17 protein-coding genes are annotated in these 22,241 nt (G+C 75.8%); 6 read left to right on the forward strand and 11 right to left on the reverse strand.

The features are described from left to right. Positions 1–21: 21 nt before the first annotated feature. Complete coding sequence (locus tag AB0B83_RS22625; RefSeq protein ID WP_151456122.1) at positions 22–978, reverse strand: beta-ketoacyl-ACP synthase III; 957 nt, start codon at positions 976–978, stop codon at positions 22–24. A gap of 178 nt (positions 979–1,156) precedes the next feature. On the opposite strand from AB0B83_RS22625, the gene AB0B83_RS22630 reads away from it, so the two are divergent. Then, positions 1,157–1,993 carry an SDR family NAD(P)-dependent oxidoreductase gene (locus AB0B83_RS22630; protein WP_357579833.1) on the forward strand — a complete coding sequence of 279 codons (837 nt, stop codon included), beginning with the start codon at positions 1,157–1,159 and terminating at the stop codon, positions 1,991–1,993. Here the strand turns inward: AB0B83_RS22630 and AB0B83_RS22635 are convergent. The 4 genes from AB0B83_RS22635 to AB0B83_RS22650 all read right to left on the reverse strand — a co-directional run bounded on the left by AB0B83_RS22635 (position 1,965) and on the right by AB0B83_RS22650 (position 5,554). Next, positions 1,965–2,711: an SDR family NAD(P)-dependent oxidoreductase gene (locus tag AB0B83_RS22635; RefSeq protein WP_311410390.1), complete on the reverse strand. Its 747-nt coding sequence runs from the start codon at positions 2,709–2,711 to the stop codon at positions 1,965–1,967. The two genes, AB0B83_RS22630 and AB0B83_RS22635, sit on opposite strands and share 29 nt — an antisense overlap. After that, on the reverse strand, positions 2,708–3,220 hold the full coding sequence (locus tag AB0B83_RS22640) for a beta-hydroxyacyl-ACP dehydratase (protein ID WP_357579834.1): 513 nt from the start codon (positions 3,218–3,220) through the stop codon (positions 2,708–2,710). Before AB0B83_RS22640 ends, AB0B83_RS22635 begins: the two co-directional genes overlap by 4 nt. After that, entirely contained in the window at positions 3,217–3,591 is a 375-nt protein-coding gene (locus AB0B83_RS22645; protein ID WP_357579835.1) for a hypothetical protein, read from the reverse strand. Before AB0B83_RS22645 ends, AB0B83_RS22640 begins: the two co-directional genes overlap by 4 nt. 145 nt (positions 3,592–3,736) lie before the next feature. Further along, a complete protein-coding gene (locus tag AB0B83_RS22650) occupies positions 3,737–5,554 on the reverse strand; it encodes a BTAD domain-containing putative transcriptional regulator (protein WP_357579836.1) in 1,818 nt (605 codons plus the stop codon). A gap of 307 nt (positions 5,555–5,861) precedes the next feature. Here AB0B83_RS22650 and AB0B83_RS22655 point away from each other — a divergent pair, with 307 nt between their 5' ends. The 4 genes from AB0B83_RS22655 (at position 5,862) to AB0B83_RS22670 (ending at position 13,890) form a co-directional block, all read left to right on the forward strand. Continuing rightward, positions 5,862–9,050 carry a type 2 lanthipeptide synthetase LanM family protein gene (locus tag AB0B83_RS22655; RefSeq protein ID WP_357579837.1) on the forward strand — a complete coding sequence of 1,063 codons (3,189 nt, stop codon included), beginning with the start codon at positions 5,862–5,864 and terminating at the stop codon, positions 9,048–9,050. An 86-nt stretch (positions 9,051–9,136) separates the two neighbouring features. After that, the gene (locus tag AB0B83_RS22660) at positions 9,137–9,373 is read left to right on the forward strand and encodes a hypothetical protein (RefSeq protein WP_357579838.1); all 237 of its coding nucleotides are present in this window, start codon (positions 9,137–9,139) and stop codon (positions 9,371–9,373) included. A gap of 83 nt (positions 9,374–9,456) precedes the next feature. Then, positions 9,457–12,357 (forward strand): AAA family ATPase, encoded by a 2,901-nt coding sequence (locus tag AB0B83_RS22665; RefSeq protein ID WP_357579839.1) that lies wholly within the window; start codon positions 9,457–9,459, stop codon positions 12,355–12,357. A 93-nt stretch (positions 12,358–12,450) separates the two neighbouring features. Then, positions 12,451–13,890, forward strand: coding sequence for a hypothetical protein (locus AB0B83_RS22670; RefSeq protein WP_357579840.1), 1,440 nt, complete (start codon positions 12,451–12,453; stop codon positions 13,888–13,890). A 36-nt stretch (positions 13,891–13,926) separates the two neighbouring features. On the opposite strand, the gene AB0B83_RS22675 is transcribed toward AB0B83_RS22670, so the two are convergent. The 3 genes from AB0B83_RS22675 to AB0B83_RS22685 are packed head-to-tail and all read right to left on the reverse strand — an operon-like array spanning position 13,927 to position 17,863. Then, positions 13,927–15,168, reverse strand: a complete 1,242-nt coding sequence (locus AB0B83_RS22675; protein ID WP_357579841.1) for a VWA-like domain-containing protein — start codon at positions 15,166–15,168, stop codon at positions 13,927–13,929. Next, the gene (locus tag AB0B83_RS22680; protein WP_357579842.1) at positions 15,165–16,400 is read right to left on the reverse strand and encodes a MoxR family ATPase; all 1,236 of its coding nucleotides are present in this window, start codon (positions 16,398–16,400) and stop codon (positions 15,165–15,167) included. The genes AB0B83_RS22675 and AB0B83_RS22680 overlap by 4 nt, the downstream gene beginning before the upstream one ends. A 56-nt stretch (positions 16,401–16,456) precedes the next feature. Next, positions 16,457–17,863: a hypothetical protein gene (locus tag AB0B83_RS22685; protein WP_357579843.1), complete on the reverse strand. Its 1,407-nt coding sequence runs from the start codon at positions 17,861–17,863 to the stop codon at positions 16,457–16,459. Positions 17,864–18,166: 303 nt separating this feature from the next. Between AB0B83_RS22685 and AB0B83_RS22690 the strand changes: the two genes are divergently transcribed. Further along, positions 18,167–19,561 (forward strand): N-acetylmuramoyl-L-alanine amidase, encoded by a 1,395-nt coding sequence (locus AB0B83_RS22690; RefSeq protein ID WP_357579844.1) that lies wholly within the window; start codon positions 18,167–18,169, stop codon positions 19,559–19,561. Between the two features lie 48 nt (positions 19,562–19,609). Here the strand turns inward: AB0B83_RS22690 and AB0B83_RS22695 are convergent, their stop codons facing one another. From AB0B83_RS22695 to AB0B83_RS22705, 3 genes are all read right to left on the reverse strand, one after another. Further along, positions 19,610–20,509: a serine hydrolase domain-containing protein gene (locus tag AB0B83_RS22695; RefSeq protein WP_357579845.1), complete on the reverse strand. Its 900-nt coding sequence runs from the start codon at positions 20,507–20,509 to the stop codon at positions 19,610–19,612. A 70-nt stretch (positions 20,510–20,579) separates the two neighbouring features. Then, positions 20,580–21,452, reverse strand: coding sequence for a peptidoglycan DD-metalloendopeptidase family protein (locus tag AB0B83_RS22700; protein WP_357579846.1), 873 nt, complete (start codon positions 21,450–21,452; stop codon positions 20,580–20,582). 125 nt (positions 21,453–21,577) lie between these two features. Continuing rightward, positions 21,578–22,000, reverse strand: a complete 423-nt coding sequence (locus AB0B83_RS22705; protein WP_357579847.1) for a DUF6234 family protein — start codon at positions 21,998–22,000, stop codon at positions 21,578–21,580. Positions 22,001–22,241: the final 241 nt, after the last annotated feature.

The raw sequence follows: 22,241 nt of genomic DNA on the forward strand, positions 1-22,241 counted from the left end.
AGTGTCCTTTCGGGAGGGTGTTCAGGGCATCCGGACGATCTGGCCGGCGTAGGCGAGGCCGGCGCCGAAGCCGAGCAGCAGCGCCTTGTCGCCGGGCTTGGTACGGCCGCTCTCGTGCAGCCGGCTCAGCGCGAGCGGCACCGAGGCCGCCGAGGTGTTCCCCGTGTCGATCACGTCGCGGGCGACCTTCTCCTCGGGGATCTCCAGGATCTCGGCGAGCTGCTCGATGATCCGCAGGTTCGCCTGGTGCGGCACGAACCAGTCGATCTCCGACAGGTCGATCCCGGCGCGGGCGCAGGCCTCCCGGGCGACCGGGGGGATGTTCTTGGTGGACCACCGGTAGACCAGCGGCCCGTTCATCGAGGCGTACTCCTTGCCGTCCTTGGCCCACTTCGTGCCGAGGATCGGGGCCCGCCGGCCGTCGCTGCCCCACACCACCGGGCCGATGCCCTCGGTCCCGGAGCGGGAGATCACCGCCGCGCCCGCGCCGTCGCCGAAGATGACGTACGTCGCCGGGTCCTCGGGGTCGATGAACTCGGTGAGGTGCTCGGCGCCGACGACCAGCACGTTGCGCGCCTCGCCGAGCCGGACCGCGTTCGACGCGACCGACACCGAGTAGGCGAAGCCCGCGCAGGCGGCGTTCAGGTCGAAGGCGCCGGTGGCGGGGATGCCGATCCGGTGGGCGACCTCCGGCGCGCCGCCCGGGATCCGGTCCCGCTTGGTGGCGGTGGCCAGGATGAGCAGGTCGACCTCGGAGGGGTCGACGTTCGCCATCGCCAGCGCCTTCGCGCCGGCCTCGGCCGACATCACCGGCACGGTCTCCCCGGGACCGGCGGCGTGCCGGGTCTTGATACCCGTGCGCTCCTCGATCCACTCCGTGGTCACGTCCGTACGCAGTGCGATGTCCGGGTTGGTGACCACGCGGGTGGGCCGATAGGCGCCGAGCCCGGTGATCGCCGAACCGAAGATGCTCGACATCGTTCTCCCTTCGTCAACCCGGCCGGCAGCCGTGTCGAGGACTGCCGGGAGAAGGCTCGGGCAGCCGCCTCATAGCTTCTCTACATATCGACGCGGCATAGGAATGCCATAGCCGGCGGCGGAAGTCTGCGCCGGGCACGGACCGCCGAGGCCCGAAGGCCGATCGAGAAGGTCCAGGATGAGAGACTTCACTGACAGGGTGGCGGTGGTCACCGGCGCCGGCTCGGGCATCGGCCGCGCGCTCGCCGTCGAGCTGGCCGCCCGGGGCGCCCGGCTCGCCGTCTCCGACGTGGACGACGAGGGGCTACGGGAGACCGTACGGCGCTGCGCGGGCCGCGACGGCCAGGTGCGCGGATACCAGCTGGACGTGTCGGACCGGGCCGCGGTGCTGGCGCACGCCGAGCGGGTCGAGGGCGACTTCGGCCGCGCCGACCTGGTCGTCAACAACGCCGGGGTGACCCTGCTCGCCTCGGTCTCCGACGGGGCCTGGGAAGACCTCGAATGGGTCATGAACGTCGACTTCTGGGGAGTCGTGCACGGCACCCGGGCGTTCCTGCCGCTGCTGACGGCGTCGCGGGGCCACCTGGTCAACGTCTCCAGCGTGCTGGGGCTGGCCGGTGCGCCGATGCAGAGCGGGTACAACGCCGCCAAGTTCGCCGTCCGGGGCTTCACGGAGGCGGTGGCGCAGGAACTGCGGGCCGACGGGGTGCCGGTCGGGGTGAGCTGCGTACATCCCGGCCGGATCAGGACGAACATCATGCGCAACGCCCGCAACGACGGGTTGCGGGACTACCAGGCGGTCCGGGAGCACTTCGAGCGTTCGGTGGACGTCACGGCGGAGCAGGCCGCCCGCGCCATCCTGCGCGGGGTGGCCCGCAACCGGGCCCGGATCCTGGTCGGGGCGGACGCCTACCGCACCGAGATCCTGACCCGGCTGCTCGGACCGTGGTACCCGAGGCCGGCCGCCGGCCGTGGCCGGCGGCCGGTCACATCGACAGGCCGCCGTCCACGGTGACCACCTGACCGGTCAGGTAGGACGCCCGGGAGGAGAGCAGGAACGCCACCACGTCGGCGATCTCCTCGCTGCGCCCGAGCCGGCCCAGGGCCACCCGGTCCCGGGCGATCGCGCCCAGCTCGTCGGAGAGGGCGGCGATCATGTCCGTGTCGACGTAGCCGGGCGCCACCACGTTCGCCCGGATGTCGTACCGGCCGACCTCCTTGGCCAGCGCCTTGGTGAAGCCGATGATCCCGGCCTTGGAGGCGGAGTAGTTCGTCTGCATCGCGTTGCCGGCCACCCCGGACACCGAGGAGACCGTGACGATCGACCCCCTGCGCCGGCGCATCATCCGGCGGACCACCGCACGGCAGACGTGGTAGGTGCCGTCGAGGTTCACCTCCATCACGGAGCGCCAGTCGGCGTCGGCCATCAGGGCCAGCGGCCGGTCCCGGATGATCCCCGCGACGGTGACCACCGCCTCGGGGTCGCCCAGCTCCCGCTCGGTGGTCGACACGAAGTTCCGCACCGCGGCGGGGTCGGCGACGTCGACCGCCAGCGCCAGCACGCGCCCGCCGTCGCGGGCCGCCTCCGCGACGACCTCGTCGGCGGCGTCCTTGCTGGACTGGTAGCACATGGCCACGTCGTAGCCGTCGCGGACCAGCCGCAGCACCACCGCCCGGCCGATCCCCCGGGAGCCGCCGGTGACCAGGGCGACGGGCCGCCCACCGGCGCTCACCGCGCCGCCCCGGACACCACCGGAGCCGGCCCGGCCGGCTGCGCGGGGGCCGCCGGGTGGGGCTCCCGGGTCGCCGCGTCGAGGGACGCGCGCAGGGACTCCACCGACCGCATCGCACCGACCAGGCGGCCCACCCGCAGCACCACGGTGGACCCGACGACGCTCTCGCCGGTGACGAAGGCGGTGTCGGCGACCAGCCGGGTCATGGTGACGTGGTGCTCCACCGTCTCCCCCGGCAGCACCGGCCGGCCGAACCGGATGCGCTCGAAGACCCCGGCCACCGGCACGCCGTCGGTCAGCACGTCCGGCATCGGCCGGTCGTGCCGGATGAGCACGAGCGCCGCCTGCCCCCAGGACTCCAGCAGCAGCGACATCGGCAGCGGCCGGTCACCGGTGACGGTCAGCGAGCCCACCAGCCGCCGCCGGGGCACCAGCTCGGTGACCCGGTCGACCAGCAGCATCGGCGGCCGGTGCGGGATGATCCGCCTGATCTCCTCGATCCCCATCATGGTGCGCACTCCTCGCTCGCGTAGCGCAGCAGCACCTCGGCGACCGGCACTGCGGCGGCGGCGACCTCGCCCCGCCACAGGTCGCCGCTGCGGCGGATGGTCACGACGAGTTCGTCGTCGCCCCGGAAGGGCAGCAGGAACCGGCAGCTGACGATCTCGGCCAGCGCCAGCTCGGGGGCCGCGGCGCGGACCGCCCGGTGCACGAACTCGAAGATGTGGACCCCGGGCAGCAACGGAAATCCCGGGTAGTGGCCGGCGAATACCGGATCGCCGAGGTCGGGGCGGATCCTGGCCACGATCGTGTCGGGTGCGACGTGCTCCACGTCGATGGGAACGGCCGTCGCGCAGTCGGCCGATGTCAGGGCGTTCACCAGGCCACCATGGGCTCGGCGGCTATATCTTCTCTACTGTCCCGGCCCGCCGCGCGCCCGGCGGCGCTGGTCACGGCGGGCAGGGGCGAGCGCCGGCCGCGCCCGGACCCCGGGCGCGGCCGAGAAGGTCGGTCCCGGCGTCGGGTCAGTTCCCCACCGCGCTCAGCGCCCCGGCGCCCGCCACCAGCACCCGGTCGGCCTGGTCGGCCTTCTCCCGGGCGAAGACGCGCACGAGGTCGTGGAAGCGGAACCGCTGCCGCCGACCGCCGTCGGACTCGACGATCTCCAGCAGCCGGGCGTCGACCAGGTTCTCCCCCACCTCCTCGCCGGCGTGCCGGGACACGCCCAGCACCTCCGCGGTGCACCAGCTGGGGAAGGCCGGCGTGCGCAGCAGCGCCAGCCGGCGCAGGGCGAGCTGGCCCTGGTCGGCCAGCTGGTGGTAGCTGCTGTCCAGCCGTTCCCGGACGTCCATCGAGCCCAGCCGGAGCTCGTCCAGCCGGTACCGCTCGTCGGCGAGCCGGTCCGCCAGGTACCCGAGCGACCAGTGCGGGCGGGCCAGCAGCCGGGATCCGGCGACCCGGACGCCGAGCGAGAGCCGACCGCACAGCTCGACGATCCGGCCGGCCGCGTCGGCCTCCTCGGCGACCCGCTGCGCCCCGATGATCCGGCCGAGCAGCGCGAGCGCCTGCTGCCGGTCGAGGGTGCCGACCTCGATCGACGTGGCGCCGGCCAGCTCGGGCATGCGGAGCCGGCTGGTGACGATGACCTGACAGCCGGGGTCGCCGGGCAGCAGCGGGCTCACCTGCGCGTAGCCCGCGGTGCCGTCGAGCATGACCAGCAGCCGCCGGCCGGCGAGCTGGCTGCGGTAGAGCCGGACCCGCTCGTCGAGCCCCTTCGGGATCGCCGACTCGGCGTGGCCGAGGCTGCGCAGGAACCAGCCGAGCACGTCGTACGGCTCGACGGGGTTGCCGCTCGCGCGGCCGAGGTCGGCGTAGAGCTGGCCGTCGGGGAAGGCGGTCCGGGTGAGGTGGGCCGCGTGCAGGGCGAGCGTGCTCTTGCCGACGCCGGCCATCCCGGTGACCACGGCGACCGGCGGGCAGGCCCTCGGCTCGGCGGTCAGCACCCGGAGCAGCCCGGTGAGCTCCTCCTCCCGGCCGGCGAAGTCACCGACGCCGGGCGGGAGCATCGCGGGCCGCACGCCGTGCCAGCTCGGCTCCACGACGACCGCCGGGGCCGGCGGGCCGGCGAGGATCGACCGGTACGCCTCGGTGAGCAGCGGCCCCGGGTCGACGCCCAGTTCGTCGGCGAGCACCCGGCGGCCCTCGTGGTAGGCGGCCAGCGCGTCGGCCTGCCGGTCGCAGTGCAGCAGGGCGGTCATCAGGTGGCCCCGCAGCCCCTCGTGCAGCGGGTGCTCGGCGACGAGCTGGGTGATCTCAGGGACCAGCCGGACGTGGCGTCCCAGCCGCAGGTCGGCCTCGATCCGGCTCTCCAGGACCGCCATCCGCAGCTCCGCCATCCGGTGCGACTCGGCCGTCACGAGGTGTTCGGTCACATTGGACAACGCGGGGCCGCGCCACAGCGACATGGCGGCGTGCAGCCGTTCGGCGGCCTCGGCGTACCGCCCGGCGCGCAACGCCTCCCTACCGGCCTCGGCCAGGCGCTCGAACTCGTCGAGGTCGAGCCGGGCGGCGCCGGTCCGGATCTGGTAGCCCGACCACTGCCGGACGATGTCCACCTCGGCGCCGAGGTACTTGCGCAGCCGCGAGACGTAGTTGTAGAGCTGGGCGGCGAAGGTGGCCGGCGGGCGCTCCCCCCAGAGCAGCTCGCACAGCCGGGTGTCCGGCACGGTACGCCCAGCGGCGAGCAGCAACGCCGCGAGCACGGTGCGCTGCTTCGCACCGTCCAGCGCCACCTCCGAGTCACCCTTCCAGGCCCCCACCGGCCCGAGTACCCGAAACTCCATCCTGGCTCCGTTCATCGCGCCGCCCCGGGTAGAACAGTCGCCCGAAGACTCATCGGCGCCGGCAGCGTCCACATGCGTGGGCGGCACTCAATTTCCCGCCCACGTCACGCTGACCGTTCAATTGATCACCGATCGTGACTAGGATGGGGCGGGTCGCACGTGGAGCGAGGAGCCGCCGCCGGCCCGGCCGGTCGCGCCGGCCGCGGACCTGGGCGGGCCCACGCGCACCGGCGTGGCCAGCAACGGGGCAGGAATGTGAGTAGTTTCCACTCATGAACTCCGCGCCCCGCTCTGGCACCGTGCAACGGTGACCTCGACTCCCCTGGCCGGCGCCACCGATCACGCCTGCTCCGGCGTACGGCTGGCCCCGCACTGGTGGGCCTCGGGGCTCGCGCTGCACGAACGCGCGCCGGGCGCCCCCGGCCGACGCACCGCCGACGCACCGCGAGACGCGGACGCCACGGACACCGCCGGCACCACGCGCGGCGCAGCCGGCACGGCTAGCCGCGGTCCCGACGGCATGGGCGGCACAGGCAGCGCCGACGGCGCGGACGGCGCCGGCCGGCGGCTGGCCCGGTGGCGGGACGGGCACGGGCCGGGCCTCGGGGCGCGGCTCGCCGAGGTCGGCCTCGACGAGGCGGGGCTGCGCGACCTGCTGGCCGAGGACCGGGCCGCGCTCGCCGCCAGGACGACCCGCCCGGCGTGGGCGGAGACCGTCGAGGCGGCCCTGGCCGCCCCAGCCGAGCCGCGGCGGCCGGCCGAGGAGGCGGACTGGCGGATCGCCCTCACGGCGCCCCTGCGACCGTTCGTGGCAGTCGCCGCCGACCGGTTCCTCGACGGGGCCCGTCGGATCGCGACGGAGAAGACGGTCGACCTGGCCACCCTGGCCGACCAGTTCGCCACCGCACTGGGTCGCCGCCTGCTCGCCGTCGCGGCCCGCACGCTGGTCTCGGAGCTGCACCGGCGCGGGGCGGCCGGCCGGCTCGCCGGCGCCGACGGCCGGGCCCGCTTCGCCGACTTCGTGGCCCAGCTCTGCGACCCCGCCGGGCTGGCCGAGCTGGTCGACCGCTATCCCGTGCTGGCCCGCCTGCTGGCGCAGGCCGGCACGGCGGCCGCCCGGTCCGGGCTCGAACTCCTGACCCGGTTCGTCGCCGACCGCGACGACCTGGTGGGCACCCTGCTCGGCGGCGCCGACCCCGGCCCGCTGGTCGCGGTCGGCAGCAACCTGGGCGACGCCCACACCGGTGGCCGCACGACAACCGTGCTGCGCTTCGCGGACGGCCGACGCGTCGTCTACAAGCCGCGCGACCTGGCCTCCCAGGTCCGCTTCACCGGGTTCGTCGACTGGCTGGAGCAGCGGGCGCCGGGGCTGGGGCTGCGCGGGGTCGCCGCCCTGACCCGACCGGGCTACGGCTGGTCGGAGTACGTCGACGCGACGGCGCTGCGCCACCCGGGGCAGGCGGACGGGTTCTACCGCCGGCAGGGCGCCCTGGTCGCGCTGCTGCACGCCCTGCACGCCACGGACATGCACTACGAGAACCTGATCGCCGCCGGCGACACACCGGTCGTGGTGGACACCGAGACGCTCTTCCACCCCGCGCTGGGCGAGCCGGTGGGCACCGGCGACCCGGCTGCGGACCTGCTGACCGCCTCGGTGCACCGGACCGGCCTGATACCGGTGATCGTCGTGGGCGACCAGGGGGCGATGGACCTGTCCGGCGTCGGCGGCGACCGGGGCGGGACCGCGCCCGTCAGCGCGCTCGACTGGGCCGACCCGGGCACCGACCGGATGCGGCTGACCCGGCGGGCCGTCGACTTCGCCGGCGGCCGCAACCGCCCCCGCGTCGGCGACGCCCTGGTCGATCCCGGCGCCCACGAGCCGGCGCTGCGGGCGGGGTTCCGGCAGGCGTACGAGACGATCCGGGCGCACCGCAGGGAGTTCACCGAACTCGTCGCGGCGTGCGCCGACGTCCCGGTACGGCTGGTCGCCCGGCCCACGTCGGCGTACCACACCCTGCTCACCGAGACCACCCACCCGGACGTGCTCGGCGACGCGCTGGAGCGGGACCGCGCGTTCGGCGTCCTCTGGTCCAGCGTGGCCGGGCACCCCTTCCTCGCCCAGTTCCCGCGGCACGAGGTCGCCGCGCTGTGGGCGGGCGACATCCCGCTGTTCGAGGGCACTCCGGGCAGCCGGACCGCCCGGGTCGCCGGGGGCGGCGAGCCGCTGCCCGTGCCGCTGGCCCGCTGCGGGCTCGACGCCGCGCTGGGCAAGATCGCCGCGCTGGGCGAGGCCGACCGGCGGCACCAGGAGTGGATCGTCGCGGCGACGCTGGCGACCCGGCGCCCGGTCGACGGCCGGCACGCCGGGGCGCCGACGTCCCGGCCGGTCGCGGACGTCGCCGCGTCGCCGGAGCGCCTGCTCGCTGCGGCGTGCGCGCTGGCCGACGAGATCCAGACCCGGAGCGTGACCGGCGCGGACCGGGTGAACTGGCTCGGCCTGGAGCTGGTCGACGACCGGCAGTGGCTCGTCCTGCCGATGGGGGCCGGCCTGGCGAACGGGCACCTCGGGGTCGCCCTCTTCCTCGGCCAGCTCGCCTCGGTGACCGGCACCGCCCGCTACGCCGAGCTGGCCCACCGGGCCGTCGCCGGGGTGCCGGGGCTGTTCCAGCTGCTCGACGCGCGCCCGGACCTGGTCGCCGCGATCGGCCCCGGCGGCCTGTACGGCCTCGGCGGCATCGCGTACGGGCTCGCCCGGCTGTCCACCCTGCTCGCCGACCCCGGGCTCGCCGGGCAGGCCCGCGCGGCGGTCGACCTGGCCGCCGCCGCCAGCACGGGCTCGGCGGCCGTGGCCTGGGCCGACGGCGGCGCGGGCTGTCTCGCCGCCATGGACGCGGTGCACGCCGAGCTGGGCCACGCGCCGGCGGCGTCACTCGCCCGGGGTTGGGCCGACCGGCTCGTGGACGCGATCGAGCGGGACGAGCTGCCGACGGGGGTGGGCTTCGCCGACGGGGTGGCCGGCATCGGCTGGGCGCTGGGCCGCCACGCCCGCACCGGTGGCGCCCGGTACGCGCGGGCGGGCCGGCGCGCGCTGCGCCGGGCCGGCACCCCCGGCGGCGACGGGGCGGCGGGGTACGGCTGGTGTCGCGGCGCCGCCGGCCTGACGCTCGCCCACCACGCCCTCGCCCCCGACGAGGCGGTACGCCTGCCCACCGACCGTCCGCTGCTCGACGACCTCAGCCTCTGCCACGGCGAGCTGGGCGTCGCCGAGGCGACGGCTGTCCTCGACGGTGGCGCGGCCCTGCGACGTGCCGGCCGGATCCTCGACGCCGTCGACCGGTACGGGGCGTCCTGCGGGACCCCGGGCAACGTGCCCACCCCCGGTCTGCTCACCGGCCTCGCCGGCATCGGGTACGGGCTGCTCCGGCTCTCCGGGGCCGGGCCGGTGCCGTCGGTGCTGCTGCTGGAACCGACCCCTGAACCGCGAACCTCGGGTTGAGGACCGCCGGGCGACCGACGACGATCTCCAGAGGAGCCGCCAGCTCCGGTAACGACCCACGAAGTCACCAACAGGAGGAATGACAGTTGTCCGAGAACCAGCTCTCCCCGTGCCGTGTCGACGAGACCGACTCCGCGGCGCCCGTCGACGACCCGGCCGGGGCGATGTGGCTGCAGCCCGTCGTGACCTTCGGGATCCGCGCGGCGGCCCTCGCCAGCCTGGTCGTGCCCGTGGGCATGGTGATCGGCGGTCTCGTCGGTGACGCCGGCGCGGCGGCGGACGCCGCGCCGCTGACGACCTGCTGCCCCGAGAAGCCGATGTGATGACGGCAAGGTAGCCGTTCGGGGGACCGGCGTCGACAGCACCGCGTTGGGCGAGGCCTGCCTCCTCGGATAGCGTGCGCAGTGTGTACCGCTCCTCGAAGTTCATCGGCAGGGACGCCGAACTGCGCGCGGTGCTGGACAGCCTCGAATCGGCGCGGGCGGGGCGGGGCGGCGCGGTCTTCGTGGTGGGCGAGAGCGGCGTCGGCAAGTCCCGCCTCGCGTCGAGGGTCGCGGAGCTGGCCACCGCGGCGGGCATGCGGGTGATGCGGGGCCGGGGCAGCACGATCGGCACCGCGGTGCCGCTGCGCCCCCTCACCGAGGCGCTGCTGTCGCTGCTGCGGTCCGGGCCGGTCGACCCCACCGTGCTCGGGCCGTACGGCCCGATCCTCGGCCGGCTCGTCCCCGACTGGGGACGGCCGCCGGCCGACCAGGAGAACGCGTCCCTGGTGATCCTCGCCGAGGCCGTCCTCCGGCTGACCGGCGTGGCCGGCGCGGGGCGGGGTTGCCTGATGCTGCTGGACGACCTCCAGGACGCCGACACGGAGACGTTGACCGTGCTGGAGTACCTGATCGACAACCTCGCCCTGCAACCGACCCTGCTGCTGGGGGCGATCAGGGCGGAGCCCTGCGCGGCGTCGACGATCGCCCGCTCGGCCGCCCAACGCGGTCAGTGCACCCTCATCGAGCTGGGCCGCCTCGACGACGACGCGCTGCGGCAGATGGTCGGCGCCTGCCTCGACGCCGACCCGGAGCGGGTGCCGGCGGCGGCGCACGCCCTCGTCTCGACGGGCAGTGCCGGCAACCCCTTCCTGATCGAGGAACTCGTCGCCGGCATGGTCGACGGCGCGCTGCTGATCGGCGGCCCGGCGGGCTGGCGGCTGTCCGAGGAGCTGCCCGCCGCCCTGCCGGGCACCCTGGCGCGGGGCATGGCGCAGGGGGTCGAGCAACTCGGCCCCCAGGCCCGGGAGCTGCTCTCGATGGGCGCGCTGCTGGGCCAGCGGTTCCCGCTGGCCGTGGTGCAGGCGGCCACCGGGCTGAGCGACCACGACGTGCTCGACCATCTGTGCGGCGACGTCGCCGGGCGACTGGTCACGGTGGACGACCAGCTCACCGACTGGTACGCCTTCCGGCACCGGCTGACCCGGGAGGCGCTGCTCAGCCTCCTCGGCCCCGCCGACCGCGCCCGGCTCGCCCAGCGGATGGCCGACGCGGTGGCGGCGGTCTTCCCCGGCCTGCCGGGCGAATGGTGCCAGGTGTCGGCCACCCTGCACCTGGAGGCCGACAACCCGGAGGCGGCCGGTCGGCTGTTCACCGAGGCGGGCCGGCGGGCGATCGCGCAGGGCGGCGCCACCACCGCGGTCGCCCTGCTGGACCGCGCGATCGGCCTGCTCGGCGAGAACCCGGTGGCCCGGGCCGCCGCCCTCGAAGCCCTGCTGCACGCCCTGGCGGAGGCGGGACTGGTCGAGCGGGCGCTCGCCTCGGTCAGCACCCTCGACCAGATCGGTGGCGTCGATCCGCGCCGGCGGGCGCAGCTGCACACCCGGCTGGCCTGGGCCGCGACGGTCGCCGGCCGCTCGGCCGAGGGGCTGGCCCAGGTGGAGCAGGCGCGCGCACTGCTCGGCCCGGACGCCGCCGCCGAGGACACCGCGCCGGTCGACGTGGTCGCCGCCCACCTGGTGCTGGACACCGCCGGGCAGGACCAGCTCGCCACCGCCGAGGCGCTGGCCCGCCGCGCAGCGACCGTCGCCGAGACCGTCCCCCTGCCGGTGGTGGCCTGCCAGGCCTGGCAGCTGCTCGGCGCGTTGATCCGGCATCGCGATCCGGCGGAGGCGACGCAGTGCCTGGAACGGGCCCTGGCGATCGCCGCGCAGCACCGGCTGCCGATCTGGGAGATCCACGCACTGATCCGGCTCGGCAACGACGACGCGCTGCGCGACGCGCGGCTGGACCGGCTCGAACAGGCCCGGGAGCGGGCCTCCCAGGCCGGCGCGGTGACCGCGCGCCACCAGGCGGAGGCCAGCCTCGCCCTGCACGCGGTGCTGCGGGGCGACTTCGACACCGCGGGTGCCCTCGTCCAGCAGGTGCTGGCCGCGACCACCCGGCTGAAGCTGCTGGAGACCACCCAGTACGTGCTGCTGGTCAGCGCCGTGCTCGCCGCGCACCAGGGGCGGCGCCGGGAGATGGAGCACGCGCTGGCCGAGTTCCGCCGGTGGAGCGGCGACCAGGCCCTGCACGCCTCCCGCGTACACGGGCTGGCCAGGGCCTTCTGCGCGCTGCTGGAGGAGGACCGGCCCCGCGCCCTCGACGAACTGGCCCGCGCGTTCCACGCCGAGGCGCAGAGCCCGACGGTGTTCCACCTCTCCGGCCGGCACGGCCTGCACCTGCTGCTCCAGGTCACGTCCGGCGAGGCCGGCTGGCCGGCGTACGAGGCGGTGCAGGGCGACTCGGCGAGCAGGCTGCGCTGGGACCTGCAGTTCGCCCTCTTCGCGAAGGCGGTGCTGCTCGGCCGGTCCGGTCGGCCGGAGGAGGCGGCGGAGGCGGCGACGGAGGCGATGCGGGCCGGGGCGCCGTACGCGATGGGCCGGCACCTCGCGTTGCGGCTGGTGTGCGAGGCGGCCCTCGCCGACGGGTGGGGCACGCCGGTGCAGTGGCTGCGCGCCGCCGAGGAGCACTTCCACCGCAGCGACGTGCCGGCCGTGGCCAGCGCCTGCCGGGCCCTGCTGCGCCAGGCGGGCGTACGCATGACGCAGCGCCGCTCCGGCGCGGGCGACATCCCCTCCGGCCTGCGGTCGGTGGGCGTGACGGTGCGGGAGTTCGAGGTGCTGCGGCTGCTGGTCGGGCGGCTGAGCAACCGGGAGATCGCCGGTCGGCTGCACCTGTCCCCGCGCACCGTGGAACGGCACGTGTCCAGCCTGCTCGGCAAGACGGGCCTGCCGAACCGGATCGCGCTGAGCGAGTACGCCGCCGAGGTGGAGAGCGGCTGAGCCGGCCGTCCCGGCCGCCCGGCGGTCCCCGCACCGACGTGCGACCGCTTTGTGGGGCCACCGCCCGACGCTCCGCGCTGGCAGGATGGCCGGATGGACCTCGACACCGGCGCCGGGCTGCTGCACCGGCTGACGTCCTACGAGCCGAGCCGCGAGTGGGACGTGCCCGTGGACGATCCGCGCGTCCGCCACGACCTCGTCCCGAACGACCCCGGGACCCTGCCGCCGCCCATGAAGGGCTACCCGGACGGCCCGGCCGTCCTCGCCCTGCCGCGCGACCTGCCCGACCCCGGCGTCTCCGCGACCGCCGTGCTGGCCGGCGTCGCGGCCCCCGCGCGGCCCCTCGACGCGGCGCAGCTGGGCCGCGTGCTCTTCCTGGGCGCCGGCGTCGTGCGCACCGCCGAGCGCAACGGCCGCCCCTTCCTCTACCGCGCCGCCGGCTCGGCCGGGGCGCGCTTCCCGCTGGAGGTCTACGCGAGCACCCGGGGCGTCGCGGGGGTGCCGGACGGCGTGCACTGGTACGACGCGCGGCGGCACGCGCTCGTCCAGGTGGCTCCCGCCGCGACCGGGGCGGTCACGACGCTTGTGGTCACGGGCGTGCCGTGGCGCACGGGGTGGCGCTACGCCGAGCGCGGCTGGCGACACCTCTACTGGGACGCCGGCACGCTGCTGTCCCAACTGTCGGCGGCCGCCGACAGCGCCGGCCTGTCGCCGCGGCTGCGGTCGCTCTTCCCGGACGCCACCGTGCGCGCGCTCGTCGGCGCGGACGGGGTGCACGAGTACCCGCTGGCCCTGCTGTCCTTCGGCGACGGCGATCCGGCGATCGGGCCCACCGGGCCGGCGCTCCCCGGTGAGCTGCCCCCGGTCGAGCTGCCGCTGTGCACCGCCGCCCAGCGCGCGGGCGAGCGGGACGTGCTCGGCGCGCCCTGGCCGTCGGCGGAGCCGCTGCCGGCGTACCCGCCGTCCGACCCGCTCGACGAGGTCGTCCGCCGGCGCGGCTCGCAGCGGCGGATGGACAGGTCCCGCACACTGCCGCGCGCCCTGCTGGAATGGCCCCTGGCCGCGGCCCTGCGCGGCGTGCCGGTGCCGCACTGGGTCGCCGTGCACGGGGTCGACGGGGTGCCGCCCGGCCTCTACCGGTGGCCCGACCTGTCGACGCCGCTGCGCGCCGGTGACCTGCGCGACGAGTTGCTCCGGGTCTGCCTGGACCAGGCGCTCGCCGGCGACGCCGCCTACGTCGTCGTCGCCGCCGCGCCGATGTCGGCCCTCGACGACCGCGGCTACCGCGACGCCCAGCTCGCCGCCGGGCTCGTCGAGGGCCGGCTGCACCTCGCGGCGTACGCCCTGGGCGCGGGCGCCTCCGGCATGACCTTCCTCGACTCGGACGTCCCGGGGCTGCTGGGCGAGCCGGACGACCTCGCGGCGCTGCTCTTCACCTGCGTGGGCGTCCCCGAGTACCGCTCGCGCGCGGGCGGGCGGCCGGGCGCCCCGGTCGAGATCCGCCCGGTCACGCCCCGCCTCGGCGGTTCGTGACGCCGCCCCGGGAAGCTGGGCCACGCCGGTGCCGGACTACCCGATGACCACCACCCGCGCCCACTCCGGTGGTGCGTCCGGCACGTACTCGGGATCGTCCTCGTTCCACGATCCGGAGTACGTGTGCCGGCGGGGAAACAGCCCGACCACCGTGCGGCAGGGCGGCCGCGCGGCCGGCCAGGGCGTCTGCCCGTCGGTCAGGACCACGACGACGTCCGGGCGGGGCCGGGTCCGCAACGCCCGGGCGAAGCCCGTACGCAGGTCCGTCCCGCCCCCGCCCACCAACGGGATCTCCTCGGCGCGGCACAGCGGGTGCACGGTCCGGGCCGCCGCGTCGCAGGACAGCACGGTGACCAGGTCACGCCGGCCGCCCACGGCGCGGGAGATCGCCGCGACCTCGAGCAGCGCGCTGCCCAGTTCGGCGTCGCTGACGGACCCGGAGGTGTCGACGACCACGCAGACCCGAGGGGGCATGCGCCGCAGGCTGGGCAGGACGACGCCGGGAACCCCGGCGGAGCGCCGCGCCGGCCGGCCGTACGTGTAGTCCTCGCCCGCGCCCGCGCCGGAGGCCGCCGAGCGGATCGCCGCCCCCAGCAGGTCCCGCCACGGCTGGGGCGGGTGGAACGCCTCCTCCGCCCACCTCCGCCAGCCCTGCGGGACGTCCCCGGGACGCCCGGTGATGCCCTCCGCCACCCGGAACCGCACCGCGTCGCGTTCCTGCGCGCTGAGGCCCTGCGCGCCGTCCGGCCCCAGGTCCCACTCCCGCTCCGCCCCGTCGGCGCCGCTGCCGCAGTCCAGCCAGACCAGCCCCTGCGTACGCGGCCCGAGCCGGAACTGTCGCAGGTAGTCCTCCATCAGCTCCCCCTCGGGCAGCCCCAGCGTCGCCGGGTCCACGACGCCGTCGGGCCGGGCCAACCCGTCGCCGAACACGTCGTCGTTGATCTCGCAGTCGGCGGCGATGTTCATCCGGAGCCGCTCCCCCGGCCCGGTCAGTCCCCGTTCCCGCGCGACCCGGTCACTGCGCCCGTGGTGGTCGCGGAGCAGGTGCGAGACCTCGTGCACCCACACCCCGGCGAGCTCCTCCACCGGGGTCCGGTCCACGAACACCGGGGAGACGTAACACCGCCAGTGCTTGTCCACCGCCATCGTCGGCACCCGGCGGGACTCCACCAGGTGCAGGGCGAACAGCGCCGACGCCAGGTAGGGCCGGACCCGGACGGCGTGCAGCCGGGCGGCGAAGAGCTTCTCACGGTCCAGCGTCCCCGGTTCCGGGCTCACCTGCCGCTCCCCGCGGCGGCGAGCCGGGCCTGGTCGGCTCGCCGGGACACCGACACCGCCCCGGCGAGCCGTTCGATCGCCGCCGGCACGTCCCAGTCCTCGCGGCGCAGGGCGGCGAGCGTGCTCGCGGGAACGACCACCAGGTCCGGCGGGCCGGTCTCCAGCGCCCGGACCAGCAGCGTCCACGCGGCCTCCCAGCGCCCCCTCTCCGGGCGCCCGCGGACGGCCTCCACCACGCCGTCCAGCACGGTCTGCCGCAGGTCGCCCCGCTCGGGCAGGACCGCAGCCGCCGGGTCGGCCAGCAACGTCTCGGGGTCGGGGAGGTCCATCCGGTCCATGCTGGCGAGCAGTTCCAGCCCCGGGCCGTCGCCCACCGTGCCCCGTACCAGCATCGAGAGCACCTCCCGGGAGGTGCCCGCCGCGGTCGCGAAGGCGATCAGGCGCAGGGTCATCTCCCAGCTACGGGGCGAGGGCCACGGGCCGCCCCGGCGGGTCTCGTTGCCGGGCAGCCGGTGCACGAGCGCGGGGCGGGCCGACAGTAGCCCGCACACCGCGCGCCGGGCGAAGGTGACGGCCTCCGGCAACCTCTCGGGGTGCAGCCGGGGCGGCGCGGTCCGGGGCCAGGTCCCGCCCAGGCCGCGTACCACGACCTCGTGGTCGTGGACCCACTGGAGATGGACGAAGCGGTTGGCCAGGGGCGGGCTCAGCTCCCAGCCGTCGGCCGCCGAGGACCGGGGGTTCGCGGCGGCCACGATCCGGATACCGGGCGGCAGCCGCAGCGCGCCCACCCGCCGCTCGAGCACGAGGCGGAGCAGGGCGGCCTGGACGGCCGGCGGGGCGGTGGACAGCTCGTCCAGGAACAGCAGCCCGCGGCCGGCGCGGACGAGGCGTACGGCCCAGTCCGGCGGCGCCATCGGGACGCCCTGCGTCGCGGGGTCGTCACCGACGATCGGCAGTCCCGAGAAGTCGGACGGCTCGTGGACGCTGGCGACGACGGTCGTCAGCGGCAGGTCCAGCGCCTCGGCGAGCTGTGTCAGGGCAGCGGTCTTGCCGATCCCCGGTTCACCCCACAACAGCACGGGCAGGTCGGCGGCCACTGCCAGGGTCAGTGCCTCCAGCTGCGTGTCGGATCGCGGTTCGGTGGTGGTGTCGCGCAACAGGGAGAGCAGCTCGGCGGCGACGGCGAGCTGCGGATCGGGGGTCCGGTCGACGGCAAGGGACATGGTGATCACCTGTGGTTTCTCGTGGTGGGTGCAAGAGCGAGGTGGTGCGGGGCCGGGGCCCTCGGTCAGCGGGCGATGCCGTGGCGCGGACGCGAGCGACGGTCGCGGGTACGGCGACGCTCTGCGGCGGCGGGGCCGGGGCCGGTCCCGGCCAGTCCCGCCCGGAACAGCCCGTACGTGACCCGCCGCAGTGCGGCCGTCTCGAGTTCGTTGCGCAGCGCCCCGTCGCGCACCCGCGCGTCGGGTCCGAGCAGGGCCTCGACGACGGCGAGCGCGCCGGCGGTGTCGCCGTGGTCCAGGCGGGCCCGGACCTCGGGGAGGCACTCCGGGTGGCGGTGTGCCTCGTCGATCGCCTGGAGGCAGGGCAGCGGGGTGCCGGTCAACGCGGCCAGGAGTTCCTCCCGGCGCACCTCGGCCGGGTCGTGGTCGAGCGCGACGAGCGTCCCGCCGGCCAGGCCGATCCGGTGCCAGGCTCCCCGGCACCGCACCCGGCGCGGCTGTCCCGCCCGGTCCGTCGTCCGGGGCGCGGTCCCCGCCGGGCGGCCGGGTGCCAGGGCCGACGCGACCAGCGGATGCAGCCGGTCGGCCTCGATCAGCCCGCTGCGGAGCAGTTCCAGGTCCGGCGACACCCAGGTCGCGGCGTCGGGCAACACCGGCGTGGACCCGTGCGTCCCGACGCGGCTTCGCATGGGCGACGACGCGGTCCGCAGCTCGGGCGGGCCGGGACCGTCTCCGGCCGCCACCTCCAGCAGCAGGTGGCGGCGCGCCCCGACCCGTACGACGACCGGACCACCGGCCCGTCCCTCGGCGCGCAGCAGGATGGCTGCCTCGGCGGGCCACCTCCGCACCGCCCAGCCCCGCCGTCGCCCGGCCGTCCGCAGCGGTTCCGGTAGGACGGCGCAGGGGTCGTCCTCGGGCGGCCGGTCCGCCCCCGACCGGACGCGCAGCTCACCGGCCCGCCGCGCGTCCCACAGGTGGCGGTGCAGGTCGAGACGGAACCGGCGGTCGGGGTGCGGGTGCGGATGGCGACAGGGCCCGGAGCCGGAGCGGGACCCGTCCCACAGCGCCAGGCTGAACCGCTGACCGGCGTCGGCCCAGGCCGGTGGCGTCCGGACCACGAGGTGCACGGTGTCGGCGGGGCGTCCGCCCCGGTCGTAGCGGGCCAGCGCGATGGTCAGGCCGGGGCGCAGCAGCCCGTCGGGCGCGATCCTCGGCAGATGCCAGCGCAGCAGGTCGGGAGCCAGGTGGCGAAGGTCGGCGCGGAGCCGGTCGGCGAGTTCCCGACCGTGGGTACGGGCCACGGAGCGCATGTCGACATCGGCGTCGACGCGGGCGGCGGCGCACGCCCCGGCCCAGTCCCCGACGGCCCGACGGGCGGTGGCAACCTCGATCATGGACGGCGGCACGGCGAACTCGCGCACGTGCGGCCAGAAGGACGGACGAAGGTCCGGACTCGCGGGTCGGGAGTGCATCAGCACTCACCTTGCGAGAACCGGGCCTCCGATCTGGTGAGAGAGGAAGTCGTCATCGGCGGGGAGCATACCGGTGCGGGCACCGGACCCGCCAGGCCCTATCCCGTCCCGGCCGGGGCCGCCCGCTTCCCGCCCGTCCACTCGGCGCGGTGGTGCCACGGAGGCGCCCGGCGCACCAGGTTGAAGGTTTCCGCCACCTCGCCGCACCGCCACGGAGGGCATTTACATCGCCGTCCGTCGCGGTGTACGTTACCGCCACCCGCCGATCCTCATCGACATTGGCGAATATTGTGAGGGGTGCAGATGACTGCTCGACTCGCCGCGCGACGCAGGCGTGGGCTGCTCAGCGCCATGCTGGCCGCGACCCTGCTCCTGACTGCCGAATCAGCCCTGGCCGCCGCGCCCGTGTCGGCCGCCCCGGAGGGGGCCCCACCGGCGGCCGCCCGGCTGGCCACCGCCTTCGACACCGCCGCCGGCCGGTACGACGTCCCCCGCGACCTGCTCGTCGCCCTCGGCTACGCCGAGACCCGCCTGGACGGGCACGGCGGCGCACCCAGCGCGGCGGGCGGCTACGGCATGATGCACCTGGTCAGCAACCCCAAGCTGCACACCCTGGACGAGGCGGCCACGCTGACCGGGCTCAGCCGTGCCGCGCTGCGCACCGACGCCGCCGCGAACGTCGCCGGAGCGGCCGCCGTCCTGCGCTCCTACGCCGACCAGGCCGGCCTGAGCGCGGCCGGGCGCGACGACGTCGACGAGTGGTACGCCGCGGTCGCCCGCTACGGCGGCGCGGCCAGCCCGTCGCTCGCCCGCCTCTACGCGGACGCCGTCTACGACCTGCTCCGCACCGGCTTCGACACCGGCCATGCCGGGGTGGCGCGGGTACCCGGCCGCCAGGTGGCACCGGATCGGGACCTGCCGGGCGGCGAATCGGACGGGCCCGGCACTCTCAGCACCGACTACGGACCGGCCGCGTGGGCGCCGGCGAGCACCAGCAACTACACGGTGGCGAGCCGACCCACCAGCCACTCCGTCAGGTACATCGTCATCCACGTGACGCAGGGCAGCTACGCCGGCTCGATCAGCTGGTTCCAGAACCCGGCCGCCCAGGCCAGCGCGCACTACACGTTCCGCTCCTCCGACGGGGCGGTCACCCAGTCGGTGCGGGAGAAGGACATCGCCTGGCACGCCGGCAACTGGACCTACAACACCCAGTCCATCGGCATCGAGCACGAGGGGTACGTCAACAACGCGGCCTGGTTCACCGACGCGATGTACAGGGCTTCCGCGACGCTCACCCGCAGCCTCGCCAACAAGTACGGCATCCCCAAGACCCGGACGCACATCATCGGTCACCACGAGGTCCCCGGGGCCACCCACACCGACCCGGGCCCGAACTGGAACTGGTCCTACTACATGCAGCTGGTGAACCAGCAGACCGGCGTCGGCTCCGGCACGGTGAACACCGAGGGGGTGAGCCTCAACGTGCGTTCCGGGCCCGGCACCGGCTACGCCGTCGTGGGTTCCGTCGCCGACGGCGCGACCGTCAGCATCTACTGCCAGGCCGTCGGCACGACGGTGACCGGCCCCTACGGCACGAGCAACGTCTGGGACCGGATCGGCACCAACCGCTACGTCTCCGACGCGTACGTCCTGACCGGCCACGACGGCTTCATTCCCGGCGTGCCACGCTGCTGACCACCACGGCCGCTGCCGTCCGCCCGCCGGGTGGACGGCACCGGCGCGTCAGCACCGCGCGACGACGAGCTCGTGGATCGCGGTGAGCAGCTCCTCGTCGCGCTCCGCGTGCGCGGTCACCGTGACGGCGGCCCGGCGCGCGGGGCTGACCACCACGTACTGGCCGTAGCGGCCGTCCAACCGGTACGTGCCGGCCCGGTCGAGCCACACGCCCAACCCGTATCCGTGGGTGTACGGCTCGCCGTACGTCACGGCGCTCGTGTCGACCCGCTCCCCCGTCATCCGCCGCACGTACCGCGCGGGCAGCACCTGCCGGCCGTCCCACCGGCCCTCCTGCAACAGCAGCCGGGCGAACCGCGCGAGTTCCTCCGTACGCAGGAAGAGGTCGCTCTCCGCGAGCGGGTGGCCCAGCGGACACGCGTGCCAGGCCGGGTTGTGCAGGTCCAGCGGCGCGAACAGGCGCGGCAGCAGGAACGAGCGCAGGTCGGCCCCGGTGACCCGGGCGATCACCCGGCCGAGGGCGTACGGACCCGAACCCGTGTACGCGAAGCGGGTCCCGGGCGCGGCGGCGAGCGGCGCGGCGACGATCTCGTGGAGCAGGTCGGCGGCGGTGATCCGCTCGTCGGCGAACCAGCGGTGGCTGGTGCCGCTGGTCATCGTCAGCAACTGCCGGAGCGTGACGGCACCTAGCCCGTCGGCGGCGATCGGCCGCAGCTCGGGCAGGTGGTCCAGGAGGCGGTCGTCGAGGCTCAGCCGTCCCTCCGCCTCGGCCAGCCCCATGGCCACGGACGTGAACGTTTTGGCGACGGAGTACACGTTCACCCGGTCGTCGGACCGGAAGCGGTGTGCCACGGGCGGGTGGCCCTCGCGGTGGACGTGGATGCCGTACGTGCCCAGGGCACGGTCGCGGTCCGCCCGCACGAAGTCGTCGAGGAGTTCGGCGCTCACGGGCGGACGATACGCGTCCGGTCCGCGCCGCGCCGCCGCCCGTGCGGCCAGCGCGGCGGGGCTGTCGCGGTCAGTCCCACCTGTCCTGGTTGAGGAAGCGGGCGAAGCCGCGCCACGAGTTGGGCCCCATGACCCCGTCGATCGGGCCGGTGTAGCCGTGGCCGGAGGCGAGGCGCTGCACGGCACGCCAGGTGTTCGGGCCGGGCTGGCCGTCGATCGGCCCGGTGTAGCCGTAGGCCCGCATGGCCCGCTGGAGGGCGGCGTAGGTGTTCGGCCCGGGCACGCCGTCGACCGGTCCGGTGTATCCGGCGGTGAGCCGCAGCCAGTTCTGCATGCGCTGGTAGAAGATGACGCCGGGGACGCCGTCCTGCTCGGTGGAGGTCTTGGGCAGTCGCCCGGGTACGGGGTTCTGCCCGATGTAGGCCAGCGGGTCGATGCGTACGCCCGCCGGGTTGATCATGTGCCAGTGCACGTGCGGCCCGGTGGACGAGCCCGAGCCCGGCGCTCCGGCGGCGCCGCCGGAGAGGCCGACGACGGTGCCGCCGGCGACGGCCGCGCCGTTGCCGAGCAGGAACTGCGACAGGTGCATGTACTGGCTGCGGTACCCGTCCGCGTGGTGGATGGTGACGGTGTGCCCGCCCGTGCCGTTGTACGGGATGTTCTGGACGGTGCCGGCGCCGCAGGCGGGCAGGCGGGTGCCGACCGGCATGCCGAAGTCGACGCCGCCGAGCGAACCCCGGTTCAGGTGCTCCTGCCAGGTGCCGGTGACGGGATACCCGGAGAAGGGGTGGTAGATGGCGGGGGCGGCGTACGCGCGGCCGGGGATGGCCAGCCCGGCCAGGGCGCCCGCGCCGAGGGCGGCGCCGAGCAGCACCGCGCGGCGGTCGACACCGGCGACCGCCGGTCCGTCGCCACAGCACGCGGGTGGGTCGAGGTGGTCCATCGCGTGCTCCCTGCGGGTCGGTACGCCGGTCGAGCCTGTGACGATACATAGCCGCAAATGAATCTGTCGACCATCACGCTCTGCCACGAGCGACGGTCCCGCGCCGTACCGCACCACCGGGTCGCTCAGCCGCCCGGGCAGCGGCTGTCACCGCCGCTGTGCTCCTGGCAGGTCGTCGGCGCCGGGAGCGGCGCGGCCGGCGGCCGGAGGGTGCGCGCGGCATCCGCGACCGCCGGCGCCAGCGCCGCCGCGGCCACGACGGCGAGGAGCAGGTAGACCAGCCCGGTGCGGCGGTACCGGCAGCCGAACGCCACAAGCGCGATGACGGCCGGCCCGCCCGCTGCCGTCGCCGCCAGGCACAGCAGAGCCTGGGCGGAGCGGCGCCCGAATTCCGCCGACCGCCCGCCACCGTTCGAGTGGTGGTCGGCCCAGCCCTCCATGCCGATGGTGAACAACCACCACAGCAACGCCAGGCACGCCACCACCCAGACCACCGTGAGGAGCACGAGGGCGTACCGGGACCGGGCGGCGGGTGTCGACGAGGTCATGCCGTACAGCCTCGCGGAGCCGGGGCCGCGGGACGTGAGCCCGGGTACTCACCGCGCGGGATCTCCCGCACCCGGGCGTACGCGCGGGGGCCGGGTCGGCGCTGACCACGCGTCAGGCCGCGGCGCTTGCGGCGGGAGGGGCCGCGCCGAGGACGGCGGCCCGCCGGGGGGGGGGGGGGGGGCGGCCCCCCCCCCCCCCCCGCCCCCCCCCCCCCCCCCCCCCCCGGGGGGGGGGCCCCGC

It is taken from the genome of Micromonospora sp. NPDC049060 (genome assembly GCF_040649055.1).
GTDB classification, from domain to species: domain Bacteria; phylum Actinomycetota; class Actinomycetes; order Mycobacteriales; family Micromonosporaceae; genus Micromonospora; species Micromonospora reichwaldensis.